Raw genomic sequence first — 14,968 nt, forward strand, 5'->3', positions numbered from 1 at the left:
TCAATCTCAATCGTTAAGGTCAACGATTCTGGTTCCATGAACTTCTTTTACACCTAGTATATCAGCAACTTGTTGGGCATTTTCATAGGAAATGCCACCGCCAGGTAAGATCGTTAAACGCTCACCAGCATAGGCGATCAATTCTTTCAGACGATCGAAATTTGCTTCGATAGGGGTGCCTGCAGTACCACCATGGGTCAAAATCCGCTGTACGCCATGCTCAGCTAACCAATCGATCGCCTTGAATTGACGCGCTGCAGGAATCGCGTCGAATGCCATGTGAAAAGTAACCTGCAAGCCTTCTGCAGTTTCTAACAATAGCTCCAATGCTTCTTCGTCCAACCAACCGCTAGGTGTTAAGCAACCTAGAACAACGCCGTCTGTTCCTAATTTTTTTGCTTCGATCAAGTCGGTATGCATGATTTTCAATTCTGTATCATTGTAAACAAAATCACCGCCTCGAGGTCGAATGATCGTCATAACGGGTATTCCTTTTTCGCCAGCATATTGCAGGACTTCTTCTTGCACGCCGGTACTTGGTGTTGTTCCGCCGACTGCTAAATTATCACAGAGTTCGATGCGTTGGGCACCTCGGGCGATTGCTAAGGGAATATTGGTATAATTTTCTGCACAAAATTCTTTTAACATGATTTACCTCCAATAGATGGGTGTTCAATTGATTTGTTATTCTATCCACTAGCATTCTACCACAAGAATATGCTAAAGTAGAGCAGAGATGAGGGAAGTTGAATGTTAAAAAAAATCGATCGCGGGCGCCTTTTTTTAAACGCCCATTATCACTTATTTGAATGTCCGTTGTGCCGCCAAGCATTTTTCCCGACCGAAAATGGCTTAGTTTGTCCAAATCGTCATCGATTTGACTTATCAAAGAAAGGCACACTTTTCTTTTTGGATCATCAAGTTAAAGCAGATTATGATCAAGCACTGTTTTTGCCGCGTCAACGTATGATCGCTAGCGGCATGTATGCACCAGTCCTTGAGACCATCAAAGCAGCTTTGGGGGATGCTGAGTATCTTTTAGATGTCGGTTGCGGTGAAGGCAGTTTCCTTGCACAGATGGTCAATGAAAAGACCCAAGCGGCTGTCGGTTTTGATATAGCCAAAGACGGGGTCTATCTAGCTACCAATCAAAACGTACCCGCTTTTTGGTGTGTGGCGGATCTGACTAAGTTACCGTTTGCTGAAGCGAGCTTTGATACGATTTTCAATCTGTTTTCACCGTCAAATTACGGGGAGTTCAACCGCATTCTAAAAAAGGGTGGCCAGTTGATCAAAGTCGTCCCAGCAGCGGATTATTTAAAAGAACTACGAGCCGCTTTTTATCCTGATGACGAAACAAAACAGCAGTATTCGAATGAACGGGTCGTTAGCAAATTTTTTGAACACTATCCCACCGCATCCCGTCAAAGAGTAACGCATGTTTTTGCGATTCCTGAAGAATATCGGCAAGATTTACTTGCCATGTCGCCGTTAGAGTGGGGGGCTTCGGAGGAAAGGAAAGAAAAGCTGCGTCAAACCCCTTTGGCACAGATAACTGTTGATGTTGAGGTGTTGATTGCGAAAATTTCCTGAAAATATTTTGAACTTTTTTGTTATTTACTCTTGCAATCATGCCATGGGAGTGATATATTGTTCTCAAGTCATTTTTCATTGGTTTTTATCAGGTTCCTGTTCTGATAAAAGTTAGTGAAAAGAGCTTCACTAACGTAACGACTCGCAGTGATCGACACCGAGTTGGTACGTTTTTTTTATGCCCAAAAAAGCACACAAAAAATGTTGTTTCTAGAAAAACAAGTGTGCCAAAATATGGTACTATAGAAGTTATTGAAGAAGCTATTGAGAATGAAATGGAAAACGTAAGGTGTAAAAACACAAATCAATGCGAGAACCGATCGGCAATATCCGATCGAAAGGAGTTTTTATCTATGAATCACATCGTTCTTTTTGAACCTCAGATCCCGGCCAATACGGGGAACATTGCACGTACTTGTGCAGCAACAAATACTCATTTACACTTAATAGAGCCACTAGGCTTTTCAACGGATGACAAGCAATTGAAGCGGGCAGGACTTGATTATTGGCATGATGTCAATATCACCTATCACAAAGATTTGGCTACTTTTATGGACTTTTTAGGAGAGCGTCCGTTGTACCTGATCTCGAAATTTGCCAATCGCGTGTATTCTGACGTCGATTACACCGCAGATGATGATCAGTTCTTTATTTTTGGGAAAGAAACGACGGGGCTTCCGGAAAGCTTTATGCGTGAGCATGCCGAAAAATGCCTACGCATTCCGATGAATGATGAGCATGTTCGTTCCCTAAATCTATCAAATACGGCTGCTTTGATCATTTATGAAGTTTTGCGGCAGCAAGGCTTCCCACATCTGGAATTGACACACCATTATGAGAACGACAAACTAGATTAAGAAACGAGGCTTGTTCGATGCAATTATACTTTACCCGTCACGGAAAAACAGAGTGGAACCAAGCGCGCCGCTTTCAAGGGATGCTAGGGGATTCACCGTTATTGCCGGAAAGTCATGAAGAGATCAAACTGCTCGGTGATCATCTGGCTGCTATTCCTTTTGAGAAGATTTATTCAAGCACGTCTTTACGAGCAAAAGTAACTGCCCAAGAGATCCAAACAAGGCTCCATCACCCTGTTGAAATTATTTATAATGAGAACCTGCGTGAGATCGGACTTGGTGAATTAGAAGGACGTTCTATCGATGAAATGCATGAGAAGTATCCTCAACAATTGACTGATCTGCGTAATCATCTTGATCGCTACGATCCCAGTGCCTTTAAGGGAGAGCCGATCCAAGAAACATTGAGCCGGATCGAGACCGTCGTCATGGATGCGGTGATGCAGCATGAAGGCCCATTATTGTTCGTCGGTCATGGGGCATCCTTTACGGCTGCTATCCAGTGGCTTGCAGGCAAACCATTAGCCGAATTAAGAGAGCAAGGTGGATTAGTCAATAACAGCGTTAGCTTATTAGAGACGAATGAACAAAAAGTATTGCCTTTTGAACTAAAAGTTTGGAATGAAGCAAGCTTTTTAAGCAATCAGGCAGGATTAGACGCTTTATTGTAAACCATGAAAGGAGCGGCACCATGATTCCAGAAAGAACGTTTTTTGTCGGCCATGTTGCCGCCATCTTTTTCCAGAATCCCAGCAATTTTTATAAAGTACTATTAGTTAAAGTCACTGAGAATAATGCCGACTACAAAGACTCGGAGATCGTCGTTACTGGTAGTTTCGGCGAAATCCAAGAAGAGGAAAAGTATCGGTTTTTTGGTGAGCTGGTCAATCATCCCAAGTATGGCGTCCAGTTGAAGGCCGAAAGCTACCAACAAGAACAACCGACCTCTGAACAAGGGTTGATCGCCTACCTTTCTGGAGAAAAATTTCCTGGGATCGGCAAGAAGACCGCTGAAAAAATCGTTGATCTTTTAGGAGAAGAAGCGATCGACCGGATGCTGGAAGAACCGGCATTGTTGGAGCAGATTCCAGGGTTAAATGAAAGTAAGCAAAAAATGATTTTAGATACCGTTCGGCAAAACCATGGGATGGATCAAGTAATCGTTGGCTTGAGTCGCTATGGCTTTGGTAGCCAGCTATCTTTTGCTATCTATCAAGCCTACAAAAATGAGGCGCTATCCATTATTGAGGAGAATCCATATCAGCTGGTGGAAGACATTGAAGGCATTGGCTTTAAACGCGCAGATGGCATCGCTGAACAGCTGGGTATCGAAGCTTCGTCACCGCAACGGTTTCGAGCGGCGGTCTTGCATCAAATCTTCGCCCAGTCCTTGCAGACGGGCAATACCTTTATCCACGCCCAAGATTTGTTAGAGCAGACACTGCGCCTATTAGAAACGAGCCGCCCCATTGAGATTGCGCCTGACGATTTGGCATCAACGATCATTCATCTAGTGGAAGAAGGAAAGATCCAACAAGAAGAAACCCGTTTATATGAAAATAGTTTGTACTTTTCTGAATGGGGAATTGCCAGTTCCATCGAACGCTTGCTTTCCCGCAAAAAAGAAATCGTCTATCCTGAGAAAAAAATCAGTAAAACGTTACGTAAAATAGAAAAGCACTTAGGCATCACCTATGGTTCCTCGCAAGAAGAAGCGATCAAAGAAGCAATCCGATCGCCATTGTTTATTTTGACAGGTGGCCCAGGTACTGGGAAAACAACAGTGATCAATGGGATCGTACAATTATTTGCTGAGTTGAACGATTTGGACTTAGAACCATCAAAATACAGCGACGAAACCTTTCCGATTCTCTTGGCAGCACCGACTGGTCGAGCCGCCAAACGGATGAACGAAACGACTGGTTTGCCAAGTGGTACGATCCATCGTTTGTTAGGATTGAATGGCCGTGAAAAAGCACCATCGATTAGTCCCAAAGAGTTAGAAGGCGGTTTACTGATCGTCGATGAGATGTCAATGGTCGATACGTGGTTGGCGAATACGCTCTTTAAGTCGATCCCTACAAACATGCAAGTGATTTTTGTGGGGGATAAAGATCAGCTTCCTTCTGTGGGACCAGGACAAGTCCTTCATGATTTGCTAGCGATCGATGCGATTCCGAAACAAGAATTGACGGAAATCTATCGTCAAGGAGATGGATCAAGTATTATTCCACTGGCCCACGCCATCAAAAACGGGCAGCTGCCTGCTGATTTTACACAAAACCAAAAAGATCGTTCTTTCTTTGCGTGTGATGCGTACAAGATCGAACCGTTGATCGCTCAGATCGTGAAACGGGCGAAAGACAAAGGTTATACGCCGCAAGATATTCAAGTGTTGGCGCCGATGTATCGTGGGGCAGCTGGGATCGATGCTCTGAATAAAATGATGCAAGAGATTTTTAACCCCAACGATGGAACCAAAAAAGAGGTCACCTTCAATGATACGGTGTATCGTATCGGCGATAAGGTCTTGCAGTTGGTAAACTCTCCTGAAGATAACGTGTTTAATGGCGATATGGGCCAAATCGTTGGGATCACTCTAGCCAAACAGTCGGAAGACAAGGTTGACGAACTGGTCATTCAATTTGATGCCAATGAAGTGACCTATAAGCGTAATGAATGGAACAAGATCACATTATCCTACTGTTGTTCGATCCATAAATCCCAAGGTAGTGAATTTCAAATGGTTATTTTGCCGATGGTTCATCAATACCAACGTATGCTGCAGCGCAATTTGCTATATACCGCTGTGACTCGCAGCAAAGAGATGCTGATTTTACTTGGTGAACCGCAAGCCTACCAAACCTGTGTCAGTCACGAATCTGCCACTCGCTTAACGACATTAAAAGAACGTATCAATGGCACGGAAGAAATGACGCCGCTGCAACGAGCGAAATTGGCTCAGTTTGAGGAAGCCGATGATCCGTTTTATAATGATTCCTCTGAGAACACGAAGGCAAAAATGGTAGCTTCGAAGCCAAAGGAAAATCCCAGCACTGAAGCTGCTGCTAACCAGCAAGCGACAGAAAAGTCACCAGATAGTGGGTTGGACTTGTTTGCTTTTGCCGAACCTGAGCCGTCGGCATCAAATCAGACAGAAACGGCCAAGCCTCTGTCAGGGGATAAGGTCCTAAGTGAAGGGACTACGGGGGAAGAAGCACTCATCGAAGAAACGCAAAACGATGGTGTGCTGACCTTAACGATGGTCAAAAAGCATTTAGTAGATCCAATGATTGGGATGAAGGACTGTTCTCCGTACGACTTTATGCCCGTAAAAAACGAGGGATTATAACGATGAGAAAATGCTAAAAATGGGTTGTTAGTGAGCGCTCTCTTTTGGTTTTTCAGCTTCTTATGCTAAGCTGAAATCAAAAGGAGGCGTTACATTATGGCGAAAGAAACCGAAGACAAATTAGCAAAACTCGCAAAAGAATCTGGCAACGACTTTAAGAAATTGGATGAGATGGAAAAAGAATTTAAATTAGATGAAAGCCCTGATGCAGAACGAGGCGAACGGGAAGAATCAGGATTAGAAAAAACGTTAGATAAGGCGCCGATTTTCCCGCCTAACACACCAAATAACCCAACGAATCCTGGCAGTCCTGGAAATCCATGATTTTCTACCAAGAAGAAACCAACTGTTGAATAATCGAATAGAAAGAAACCTGAAGAATGCAAAGGCGCATTTCTTCAGGTTTTTTGTGTCTAACGAGACTCACTGTAAATGCTGATAAAAATAGATTGCTAATTGCGTGCGATCCCGTAACCCCAGCTTTTCTAGTAATTGGCTGATGTAATTACGAACGGTTCCATCACTCAAATACAAGGCATCGGCGATTTCTTTATTGTTTTTACCCGCTGCTACTTCTTTGATGATCGCAAATTCACGTTCGCTAAAGGAAGCTTGATTGTCAATTGATGGTTCGTTCTTCATTAGCTGTGTGAAGGTCTCAACGATTTCATTCCCAAAGACAACTTGGCCATTATAAGAGGCTTTGACAGAAGGGATGATTGCCTGTAAATTCTGTTTGATCAAATAACCTTTCACACCGATGGAAAAGGCTTCTCGAATGTATTCTTCATCTTTGAAGGTAGTCAATAGCAAAAGGATCGCGTGGGGAAATTTAGCCAGTATTTCTTTGGCAGCATCGATCCCAGTTTGTTCCGGCATGCGGATGTCCGTCAGCAAAACGTCAGGACGATGAGTTTCATAGAGGTCAATGGCGTCTTTGGCACAATGACCGATGCCTAATACACGAATTTCTTGTGTGCTTTCTAAAATGGTTTGCAACGAGGTCGTCACAAACGGATCATCGTCAATAATAACTACAGTAATCATTGGTGTTCCTCCTTTGGTAAAATGATCGTCAACTGAAAGCGTTGGTTTTCTTGTAAGATATGAACTTGTCCTTGTTGTTCTTGGACCCGTTGACGCATCGTTTTCAGACCGATTCCAGTTTTAGCAATTTGAGATCCGCGGACGCCATCATTGGTGATTTGCAAGCGGAAAAAAGCAGGCAGTGTCCGAAAATGCAAGACAACGGTTTTGGCATGACTGTGTTTGATGCTGTTGGTCAAGGCTTCTTTGATCACCATTAAGAAACAATTTTGCTGGGCTTCGTTCAATCCTTCAAATAAGGTTCCTTCAATCGTGACTGAAGATGGAAAATCAGCAATCAGAAACTCTAAGGACTGTTGGAAAGTAATCGATGTCTCATGGAGATCATGAACGCTTTGGCGGATACGATCCATCCCAGTGTGAACCGTAGCACTCAAATTTGCTAAGGGCTCATTCAGTTTTGGTTCTTGATTGATCATTTCAAGTGCGCCAATCTGCAAAATGGCACTCGACAGCAGATGGCCAACATTGTCATGGATATCTCGCGCGATTCGATTTCGTTCTTCGGCAATTTGTAAGGCCAATTTTGTTTCTTGTGATAAGGCTAATACTTTGTTTTGCTGCGATAATTGCTGCTGTTTTTCCCAATGAGTATCTTTTGAAGCGATGTACTTTTTCTCAAGAGCAGACATTCGCTGTTCTTTTTTACGTAAGTAAAAAGCAAAAAGCAACAAAAGGATGACAAAGGCGATCTTGGAGGGGGATTGATTGCCAACTGTTGCGATCAATAAAAATCCTAATAAAGATAGAATGTCATATTTTCTTTCTTCAGGAGCGATCACCCGCATCATTGCAGGCAGAAAGAGGGCAAGCTCTGGCCAAAAAGTACATAGAAGCAATAGAATAACTTGAAAAAACCAGCTTGCTTTCCTAGGCAATAAATAACTGACACCAGTGAAGAAAATAGCGATCAGCAAAAAAATGACTTGTACGGCAACAAATCCTTGATTTACCAATAGAAGCAACGAGATAGCGAGTAGAAAGCCAGCTTCGCTGAGTAGTCGAGATTTGGACATGGCAGACTCCTTCATTGTGACAAATGTCATAGTTGATTTGGTCAATCGTCACTAGTTTCTTTTCTTAAACTTTATTATAGTCAGATTAACAAGAAATTTGGAAGGAGTTTTTCATCATGATTATTGAAATTGATAGGTTAGTTAAACGCTATGGTGATTTTGTGGCATTGAATCATTTTGATCTGCAAGTACAAGAAGGGGAAGTTTTAGGATTATTGGGACCAAACGGTAGTGGGAAATCGACTGCTATCAATTGTATGCTCTCTTTGCTAAATTATGACAAAGGCACCATTAAACTGTTTGGATCAACCATGACCCCTGAAAACTATGCCGTTAAAGCAATGATCGGCGTCGTTCCTCAAGATGTTGCCGTCTTTGAAGAACTAAGTGTACAAGAAAATATCGATTATTTTTGTGGTTTATATGTTGCTGACAAAGAGAAACGGCAAGCATTGATCGAAGAAGTCATACAATTAGTGGGATTGGAAAATTTCGTGACTTTCCATCCAGGTGAGCTGAGTGGTGGCTTGAAACGACGGTTGAATATTGCCTGTGGGATCGCTCATAAGCCACGCTTGATTTTTTTAGATGAACCAACAGTCGCTGTCGATCCCCAAAGTCGTAATAAAATTTTGGAAAGCATCAAAGAGCTGAATCGCCAAGGAGCAACGATCGTTTATACGACCCATTACATGGAAGAAGTGGAAATTCTTTGTGACCAGATCGTGATTATGGATCAGGGACAGGTGATTGCCAAAGGGACCAAGGAATCTCTGAAAGACATGGTACGCACGGCAGATCGTTTGACCATCGACATCCCCTTACTGCCAGACCATGTATTGGCTACAATTCAAACCACCATTACTGCTGACGGGATCGTTTATAAAGAGGGACAGCTCCAAGTAACAACGACGGAACTCAATACGGTCTTGCTCCCCATTTTGACGCTCTTACAAGCAGAGAAAATCAGTTATGGAAAAATTGCAACCAAAGAAGCGACCTTAAATGATGTCTTTTTAGAGATCACGGGCAAGGAATTGAGAGACTAAAGGAGGGGAAAACATGTTTTGGCATTTTTACAAATATCGCACAAAAGTGCTGTTGCGAAATAAATCCATGCTGTTTTGGACGTTGGCGTTTCCCATTCTCTTAGGCCTAATGTTTATGGCGGCCTTTGGGGAGATCGATCAAGCAGGAAATTTAGAGACAATCACGACGGGAATCGTAAAAAACGGGGATCAATCAGCGCTTTCGGAAAATTTTTCCGCGGTCCTTGAACAAGTGGAAATCAATGAAAAACCATTATTTGACCTTAAGGAACTATCAGAAGCAGAGGCAGTTGAAGAGCTGAATGCGGGTGATTTAGCTGGGTTTTATCTGATAGCTGACGAAACGATTTCACTCCATGTGGGGCAAGCGGGCATGAGTCAGACGTTGATGAAAAATGTAATGGATCAATTTTTACAACGTACAGCGATTATTTCTAGTAAAGCAGCAGAACTTGAAATGCTTGATCTTGCACCAATTATGGCCGCGTTTGAACAGGAAGCGACTTTTCAAGAAGTGAATGCTGATCGTGACATGAGTGTTAAAAGTTTTTATTTCTTTACTTTGATTGGGATGGCGATCCTCTATGGGACGATGTGGGGTGTTCGCAATGTTCAGGATCAGCAAGCCAATCAATCCGCGAATGGGATTCGGCTTTCCTTGATACCAAGAAAACGCACATTGGTTTCAAGTGCGAATTTAGCGGCGAGTTTTACGATTGTGTTAGTAGAAGTCTACATTATTTTAGCGGTTTTTCGTTTTGTCTATCAAGTAGACTTTGGTGAACGATGGCAGTGGCTACTACTGGTTGCCGCGTTGGGATCATTGTGTGCGATTTTGCTAGGAACATTGATTGGAAATCTGACGCCAAAAATGAATCTGGTGCAAAAGGATGGCATTTTGATTTCCGTGACGATGGCGATGAGCTTTTTTGCCGGGATGATGGGCTCGGAACAAATCAAGTATTGGCTTGATCTACATGTGCCGATACTGGGGCAAGTAAATCTCGTCAATTTGATCAGTGAAAGTCTCTATCAATTATACTACTATACAGATCTGGCTAACTTTTATACCAATCTTTTATGGTTGACTGGCTTTATCGTCCTTTTCGCAATTGGAAATGCTTGGATCGAAAGAGGGGTGCGCTATGACGCTTTATAAAACGATTTGGACTTTACTGAAGGCCAATAAGTCGAACTTACTAATTGGAGTACTGATCACTGTGGGAGTTACATTCTTTTATGCACAAAGCATCGACGTCGAAAACACCTCTTTACAAGAAGCCAACATTGCTTTGATCAGTGAAGAGGAGTCGCCAGTCGTTGACGGTCTTCGGGACTACTTGAAGGAGAAGCAGACCTTGGTCACTTTGGAGGGTACCTCACAAAAAGAAATTGATGATGCCCTTTATTTTAATCGCATAAACATCGTCTTGCATTTACCAGTAGATTTCACGGAACAGGTGGAGGCCGGCCAGATGCCAGCAATCGAGATTCAAAGCCGGCCAGATGCTTTCTCTAAAACCATTGTCACCCAGCAAGTGAACACGTACTTACAGACGCTTTTGCTTTTTAAAGAAGAAGGTAAAACAGTTAGTGAGGCGATAGAACAAGCACAAACAGCGCTAGCCGTCACTGGGCAAGTTGAACTCAGTACAGAATATAGTCAACGAATGAAAAAAATGTTAACAGGCATGACCTTTAACTTATTGTCATATGGTCTCTTTCTATCAATATTTAGCGGGTTTGGCGTGATCAATATGGCCTTTAATCGCAAAGCAATCAGCAAGCGAAACCAGAGCGCCCCTCTTGCTAAACGTGTCTTACAGCGGAAAATCCTGTTAAGCTTGATCAGTTATTCGCTGCTCTTAACTTTCGGCTTTTTATTACTGATGGTGTTATTAGTGATCCGCACGTCTTGGGATACAGCAGCTTGGTACCACATTTTGAACACGTTCTTGTTTTTATTACCAGTCATCAGCTTCTCGGCGTGTGTCACTTCCCTGGTGAAAAATTCAGAAGCAATCGGCGGGATCAGCAATATCTTTATAACCGGCAGCTGTTTTATCGGTGGTGTCTTTGTATCAGCTAATTTCCTGCCAGATATCGTCAATAAAATCGCGGCGTTTACACCAACGTATTGGTTTGTTCAAAACAATACCTTGATTAGCGAGACCCTCACGTACAATCAAGGGTTTACTGAATCGTTTTGGTTCAATGGCTTTGTCTTGGTTGCATTTGCAGCAGTATTTTCAATGATTCATTTTGTTTTGGGAAAAGAAGGAAGTCCTCGTTGGCAGTACAACTCAGCGAAAAACTAACAGGTACACAGAAAAAAACGATACAAATCGTTGCTGATTTGTATCGTTTTCTTTATGGGCACCAAAATAATTGATTGGCAGTAGTAAAGGTAATATCAAAGGGACGTTGGCCCATTTCTTCGCCATCTTCTTGTCCATGTTGGGGCACGGTAGAGATAATTCTCAGCTTCGACGTGGAGAGATGATGAAAGTAGCGTGAATTCATGTGTTTCTTACGCATCAGTAAACCGATCAGCCAGAAAATCTTGAAAATCGACACACGCTCAACGAGCACGAAATCAAACTTTTTCTCTCTGACTGAAGCGGTTGGGGCGATTGCAACACCGCCGCCAAAGTAAGGATGATTGGTCGTGGTGCACAAAAAAGCTTTTTTATAACTGAATTGTTGCCCATTACACTCGACTAAGATCGGAAAACCTCTTTGAAGAAACAAAACGCGGATAATTGCAGCGATATAGGAAAAGGAGCCGAGGTTGAACTTATTAAGACTGCTTTTTGCCACAGAGTGATTGGTGGTATAGACGATTGCCGCATCAAGACCAATACCCACATTATTAAGAGCGATGCCGTTTTCCTCTTGGATCTGCTCTTCATAGCGGATAATGGCCAATTCTTGGGGCTTAGTAGTACCGGCAATTTTCCAAAACGCTTTTTCCGGCTCTCGTGGCAGATCGATACTTCGCGCAAAATCGTTTCCCGAGCCAGCGGGGATGTAAGCAACGGGAATTTGTTGTTGTTCCAGTTGTAACTCTGATACTACTTGGTGAAGCGTTCCATCACCGCCGATAACCACCAATAATGGATAAAGCATCTCGCCATTTTCTAAATAGACATCATCCCAAGGCAAAAGGCGTTCTTTTAAGAGTTTTCTGGTGATGTTCCGTTCGTCGCCGGGTGATTTGGTTAGGTAGATTTGATGGGGGAAACGATGTTTTTTTACGATTCTTTGCACACGTTCCGCCGCTTTTTTTCCTCGTCCACTACCTGAAGCAGGGTTTACGAGGAAGTGATAATAATAGTTCATTTTATGAATAGCTCCATATCGTTTTTTCGTTCAATGCGGTTAATTATAGCATGTTTCGACAGAAGGCGGGGAGACGATGCCTGAAAAAAGAGCAAAAAAATAGATTCGACGATTGTGATTTCTGGGTTTTCAAAGGTTCTTATGTCCACTTTGATCCTCAGGTAATGATGCCCATCGCCGAATCCTATTCAATTAGTAAGGAGTAACTCAAATTCCCACATCCTTTGTCTTTTATTCTAAGTTGACAACAATTCTTTTCTTGCAGAACCTGCTTCGTCTGCTTTACTGGGAATCCTTGCTCCTTACACTTATAGTATAGCACATTTTTCTCTTTTAGCAATCGCTTACATGATTTGGTTGTTGTCTTTTAGATAAATTTAAATAGTTTAAATAAAAGATAAAGGAAAAGCAAAACCGAGTTTTCATTCGATTTTGCTTTTATGTCTTTTAGAAAGTAGCAGTCATTCTTTTTTTGGATTTTTCACAAAAATTAAAATCAAAATTGGAACCACTAAAAATATAATCGCATTATTGATTATCAGCACATCGTAATTACTAAAATTAAACGGATTATTTTGCCATGTTTGAAACATAAATCCCAGTAAATTTTGAGTATGGGCAAGATAAAATAAAGCAGAGGTGCCTAGTATGTTAAGGATTATTGTGATCACACATAAAATCCGTACTAGCTTAATTAGTACTTTTTTCATAGGAGAGCTCCTTTAGTTATTGCTGCATTTCTGGTAGATTGGCGAAGGCTTCAGTTAGTTTCACAGATTCTTCTAAAATATCCATATAGATATCGTAGTAAGCCCAGCCGTCACCTAGATCAGCCGCTTCAATTGTCTCAGTGGTTGTTTGAAATTCTCTCATCAAATCAGTGTAGCTACGCATAACAGAAGTGTAAGCGGACAAATCATAAGTTTCAGGATTGGCAATATACCCTTCAACTTCTGCGATCAGATCAGCGTACGTATCAGATAATTTTTCAAGTTGTGCTTCCAATTCATCAGAAGCTTGCTCATTCGCTTGGCTGTCAATTTCTTCTTCTGAGCTCTCATTAGTTTCAATCTCTTCTTCTTCAGAAGCAGCGACATCCTCAGAATCTTCTGAGCTTTCCATTGTTGTTTCAGTTGTTTGTTGTGACGATTCGACAGTATCACTTTCCACATCTTCACTAGAGCAACCAGCCAGGAATAAAGTGGATACTAGTACAAAACCAAATAAAATCTTTTTCATTTTTAAACCCCTTTTTTTCAAAATAAATTGTAATATTTTGCTTATATTATAATTTATGAAGAAATATTTTTTTTGTATCTAAAAAAGAACATATCCTTTCTTTTTTAGATACTTTATTTATTTTACCTTGAAAAGCCTCACGAATAAAGAAGTATCTGGTTATTTTAACCATTATTTAACTATGTTTATGCGTATTGTTATAAATAGTGATAAAAAAAGCGTTTTTTTTATTTTGTGTAAAAATTCGAAAGGTTTGCATTTTATTGAGAAAAGATATTAAAATAACTATAATATATCTAATTATCTTTTTATTATTATTTATTGCTTTTTCCTTGTTAAAAAAAAGCGATAGGAGTAAATTAGAAGTGTAAAAAACTTATTTTAGGAGGAAGTATTATGTGTACTGCGTTAACTTATGTAACGAAAGATCATTATTTTGGCAGAAATTTTGATTATGATGTTTCTTATAAAGAAGTAGTGACCATTACTCCGAGAAATTATCCATTCAAATTTCGCAAAGTAAGTGAAATAGATCACCATTACGCAATGATTGGGATTGCTGCTGGTGTCGCTGAGTATCCACTGTATTATGATGCGGTCAATGAAAAAGGTTTAGGTATCGCTGGATTGAATTTTCCAGAAAATGCTGTCTACAATGAATTTCAAGAAGGAAAAGAGAATGTTACGCCTTTTGAGTTCATCCCATGGCTCTTAGGACAATGCGCTACTGTCGAAGAAGTAAAAGGGCTATTAGCCAATGTCAATCTCGTTCGGATCAATTTTAGTGAAGATTTGCCTCTATCGCCTTTGCATTGGATGATTGCTGATAAAAAAAGTGCCATCGTTGTGGAAAGTATGAGTGATGGCCTTCATATTCATGAAAATCCGGTGGGAGTTTTGACAAATAATCCGCCATTTGATTATCAATTGTTCAATTTGAATAACTACCGTGTGTTATCATCGAAAACTCCGGAAACCCATTTTTCTGACAAGCTGGATTTTGATGAATATAGTCGTGGAATGGGCGGCTTAGGTCTGCCAGGAGATCTTTCTTCGATGTCTCGCTTTGTCAAAGTAGCTTTTACCCGATTGAATTCCGTTTCTGGAGAATCTGAATCCGAAAGCATTAGTCAGTTCTTCCATATTTTAGGTTCGGTTGAGCAACAAAAAGGACTTTGTGACATAGGCAATGAGCGCTATGAGTACACGATTTATTCTTCTTGCTGCAATACAGATAAAGGAATCTATTACTATCGTACGTATGAAAATAGTCAAATCGTTGCAGTTGATATGAATAAAGAAGATTTGGAAGGTAATGTACCGATTTCTTATCCATTAATTGAAGACCAACAAGTTCTTTTCAGTAACTGATCCATTCTTAAAAAACCATCTCAAAGCTGTTTTGAGATGGTT

General features: G+C 41.3%; 15 protein-coding genes. 9 read left to right on the top strand and 6 right to left on the bottom strand.

The window, feature by feature from the left end:
- Positions 1–6: 6 nt before the first annotated feature.
- Positions 7–648 (bottom strand): copper homeostasis protein CutC, encoded by a 642-nt coding sequence (locus IGJ26_RS06390; protein ID WP_016613255.1) that lies wholly within the window; start codon positions 646–648, stop codon positions 7–9.
- Between the two features lie 102 nt (positions 649–750).
- Between IGJ26_RS06390 and IGJ26_RS06395 the strand changes: the two genes are divergently transcribed.
- The 5 genes from IGJ26_RS06395 (at position 751) to IGJ26_RS06415 (ending at position 6,126) form a co-directional block, all read left to right on the top strand.
- Positions 751–1,593 carry a methyltransferase domain-containing protein gene (locus IGJ26_RS06395; RefSeq protein ID WP_086299582.1) on the top strand — a complete coding sequence of 281 codons (843 nt, stop codon included), beginning with the start codon at positions 751–753 and terminating at the stop codon, positions 1,591–1,593.
- Positions 1,594–1,946: 353 nt separating this feature from the next.
- On the top strand, positions 1,947–2,450 hold the full coding sequence (gene trmL, locus IGJ26_RS06400) for a tRNA (uridine(34)/cytosine(34)/5-carboxymethylaminomethyluridine(34)-2'-O)-methyltransferase TrmL (protein ID WP_086299581.1): 504 nt from the start codon (positions 1,947–1,949) through the stop codon (positions 2,448–2,450).
- Positions 2,451–2,467: 17 nt separating this feature from the next.
- Complete coding sequence (locus IGJ26_RS06405; protein WP_016621323.1) at positions 2,468–3,121, top strand: histidine phosphatase family protein; 654 nt, start codon at positions 2,468–2,470, stop codon at positions 3,119–3,121.
- 20 nt (positions 3,122–3,141) lie between these two features.
- Entirely contained in the window at positions 3,142–5,802 is a 2,661-nt protein-coding gene (gene recD2, locus IGJ26_RS06410; protein WP_086372734.1) for an SF1B family DNA helicase RecD2, read from the top strand.
- A 96-nt stretch (positions 5,803–5,898) separates the two neighbouring features.
- Entirely contained in the window at positions 5,899–6,126 is a 228-nt protein-coding gene (locus tag IGJ26_RS06415) for a hypothetical protein (protein WP_005236708.1), read from the top strand.
- Between the two features lie 99 nt (positions 6,127–6,225).
- On the opposite strand, the gene IGJ26_RS06420 is transcribed toward IGJ26_RS06415, so the two are convergent.
- Both IGJ26_RS06420 and IGJ26_RS06425 read right to left on the bottom strand, forming a co-directional pair.
- On the bottom strand, positions 6,226–6,849 hold the full coding sequence (locus IGJ26_RS06420; protein ID WP_194199457.1) for a response regulator transcription factor: 624 nt from the start codon (positions 6,847–6,849) through the stop codon (positions 6,226–6,228).
- Complete coding sequence (locus IGJ26_RS06425; RefSeq protein WP_429976598.1) at positions 6,846–7,955, bottom strand: sensor histidine kinase; 1,110 nt, start codon at positions 7,953–7,955, stop codon at positions 6,846–6,848. Before IGJ26_RS06425 ends, IGJ26_RS06420 begins: the two co-directional genes overlap by 4 nt.
- Positions 7,956–8,041: 86 nt before the next feature.
- On the opposite strand from IGJ26_RS06425, the gene IGJ26_RS06430 reads away from it, so the two are divergent.
- Genes IGJ26_RS06430 through IGJ26_RS06440 form a run of 3 tightly spaced genes read left to right on the top strand, consistent with a single transcriptional unit; the run spans position 8,042 to position 11,292 of the window.
- On the top strand, positions 8,042–8,974 hold the full coding sequence (locus IGJ26_RS06430) for an ABC transporter ATP-binding protein (RefSeq protein WP_194199459.1): 933 nt from the start codon (positions 8,042–8,044) through the stop codon (positions 8,972–8,974).
- Positions 8,975–8,987: 13 nt separating this feature from the next.
- Positions 8,988–10,133, top strand: a complete 1,146-nt coding sequence (locus IGJ26_RS06435; protein WP_194199460.1) for an ABC transporter permease — start codon at positions 8,988–8,990, stop codon at positions 10,131–10,133.
- Positions 10,120–11,292, top strand: a complete 1,173-nt coding sequence (locus IGJ26_RS06440; protein WP_016613262.1) for an ABC transporter permease — start codon at positions 10,120–10,122, stop codon at positions 11,290–11,292. Before IGJ26_RS06435 ends, IGJ26_RS06440 begins: the two co-directional genes overlap by 14 nt.
- A gap of 52 nt (positions 11,293–11,344) precedes the next feature.
- Here IGJ26_RS06440 and IGJ26_RS06445 read toward each other — a convergent pair whose 3' ends face one another.
- The 3 genes from IGJ26_RS06445 to IGJ26_RS06455 all read right to left on the bottom strand — a co-directional run bounded on the left by IGJ26_RS06445 (position 11,345) and on the right by IGJ26_RS06455 (position 13,555).
- On the bottom strand, positions 11,345–12,316 hold the full coding sequence (locus IGJ26_RS06445) for a diacylglycerol/lipid kinase family protein (RefSeq protein ID WP_008379780.1): 972 nt from the start codon (positions 12,314–12,316) through the stop codon (positions 11,345–11,347).
- A 461-nt stretch (positions 12,317–12,777) separates the two neighbouring features.
- Positions 12,778–13,026 (bottom strand): hypothetical protein, encoded by a 249-nt coding sequence (locus IGJ26_RS06450; RefSeq protein ID WP_005236692.1) that lies wholly within the window; start codon positions 13,024–13,026, stop codon positions 12,778–12,780.
- A 16-nt stretch (positions 13,027–13,042) separates the two neighbouring features.
- The gene (locus IGJ26_RS06455) at positions 13,043–13,555 is read right to left on the bottom strand and encodes a membrane lipoprotein lipid attachment site-containing protein (protein ID WP_008379783.1); all 513 of its coding nucleotides are present in this window, start codon (positions 13,553–13,555) and stop codon (positions 13,043–13,045) included.
- A 396-nt stretch (positions 13,556–13,951) separates the two neighbouring features.
- Here IGJ26_RS06455 and bsh point away from each other — a divergent pair, with 396 nt between their 5' ends.
- Entirely contained in the window at positions 13,952–14,926 is a 975-nt protein-coding gene (gene bsh / locus IGJ26_RS06460; protein ID WP_008379784.1) for a choloylglycine hydrolase, read from the top strand.
- The last annotated feature ends 42 nt before the right edge of the window (positions 14,927–14,968 follow it).

This window comes from Enterococcus sp. AZ095a, assembly GCF_050546735.1.
Classification (GTDB): Bacteria; Bacillota; Bacilli; order Lactobacillales; family Enterococcaceae; genus Enterococcus_D; species Enterococcus_D entomosocium.

What these genes read in the sequence shown, in the direction of transcription:
- IGJ26_RS06390 (WP_016613255.1), bottom strand. Translation starts at nt 648, where the DNA reads ATGTTAAAAGAATTTTGTGCAGAAAATTATACCAATATTCCCTTAGCA.
- IGJ26_RS06395 (WP_086299582.1), top strand. Translation starts at nt 751, where the DNA reads ATGTTAAAAAAAATCGATCGCGGGCGCCTTTTTTTAAACGCCCATTAT.
- trmL (WP_086299581.1), top strand. Translation starts at nt 1,947, where the DNA reads ATGAATCACATCGTTCTTTTTGAACCTCAGATCCCGGCCAATACGGGG.
- IGJ26_RS06405 (WP_016621323.1), top strand. Translation starts at nt 2,468, where the DNA reads ATGCAATTATACTTTACCCGTCACGGAAAAACAGAGTGGAACCAAGCG.
- recD2 (WP_086372734.1), top strand. Translation starts at nt 3,142, where the DNA reads ATGATTCCAGAAAGAACGTTTTTTGTCGGCCATGTTGCCGCCATCTTT.
- IGJ26_RS06415 (WP_005236708.1), top strand. Translation starts at nt 5,899, where the DNA reads ATGGCGAAAGAAACCGAAGACAAATTAGCAAAACTCGCAAAAGAATCT.
- IGJ26_RS06420 (WP_194199457.1), bottom strand. Translation starts at nt 6,849, where the DNA reads ATGATTACTGTAGTTATTATTGACGATGATCCGTTTGTGACGACCTCG.
- IGJ26_RS06425 (WP_429976598.1), bottom strand. Translation starts at nt 7,955, where the DNA reads ATGACATTTGTCACAATGAAGGAGTCTGCCATGTCCAAATCTCGACTA.
- IGJ26_RS06430 (WP_194199459.1), top strand. Translation starts at nt 8,042, where the DNA reads ATGATTATTGAAATTGATAGGTTAGTTAAACGCTATGGTGATTTTGTG.
- IGJ26_RS06435 (WP_194199460.1), top strand. Translation starts at nt 8,988, where the DNA reads ATGTTTTGGCATTTTTACAAATATCGCACAAAAGTGCTGTTGCGAAAT.
- IGJ26_RS06440 (WP_016613262.1), top strand. Translation starts at nt 10,120, where the DNA reads ATGACGCTTTATAAAACGATTTGGACTTTACTGAAGGCCAATAAGTCG.
- IGJ26_RS06445 (WP_008379780.1), bottom strand. Translation starts at nt 12,316, where the DNA reads ATGAACTATTATTATCACTTCCTCGTAAACCCTGCTTCAGGTAGTGGA.
- IGJ26_RS06450 (WP_005236692.1), bottom strand. Translation starts at nt 13,026, where the DNA reads ATGAAAAAAGTACTAATTAAGCTAGTACGGATTTTATGTGTGATCACA.
- IGJ26_RS06455 (WP_008379783.1), bottom strand. Translation starts at nt 13,555, where the DNA reads ATGAAAAAGATTTTATTTGGTTTTGTACTAGTATCCACTTTATTCCTG.
- bsh (WP_008379784.1), top strand. Translation starts at nt 13,952, where the DNA reads ATGTGTACTGCGTTAACTTATGTAACGAAAGATCATTATTTTGGCAGA.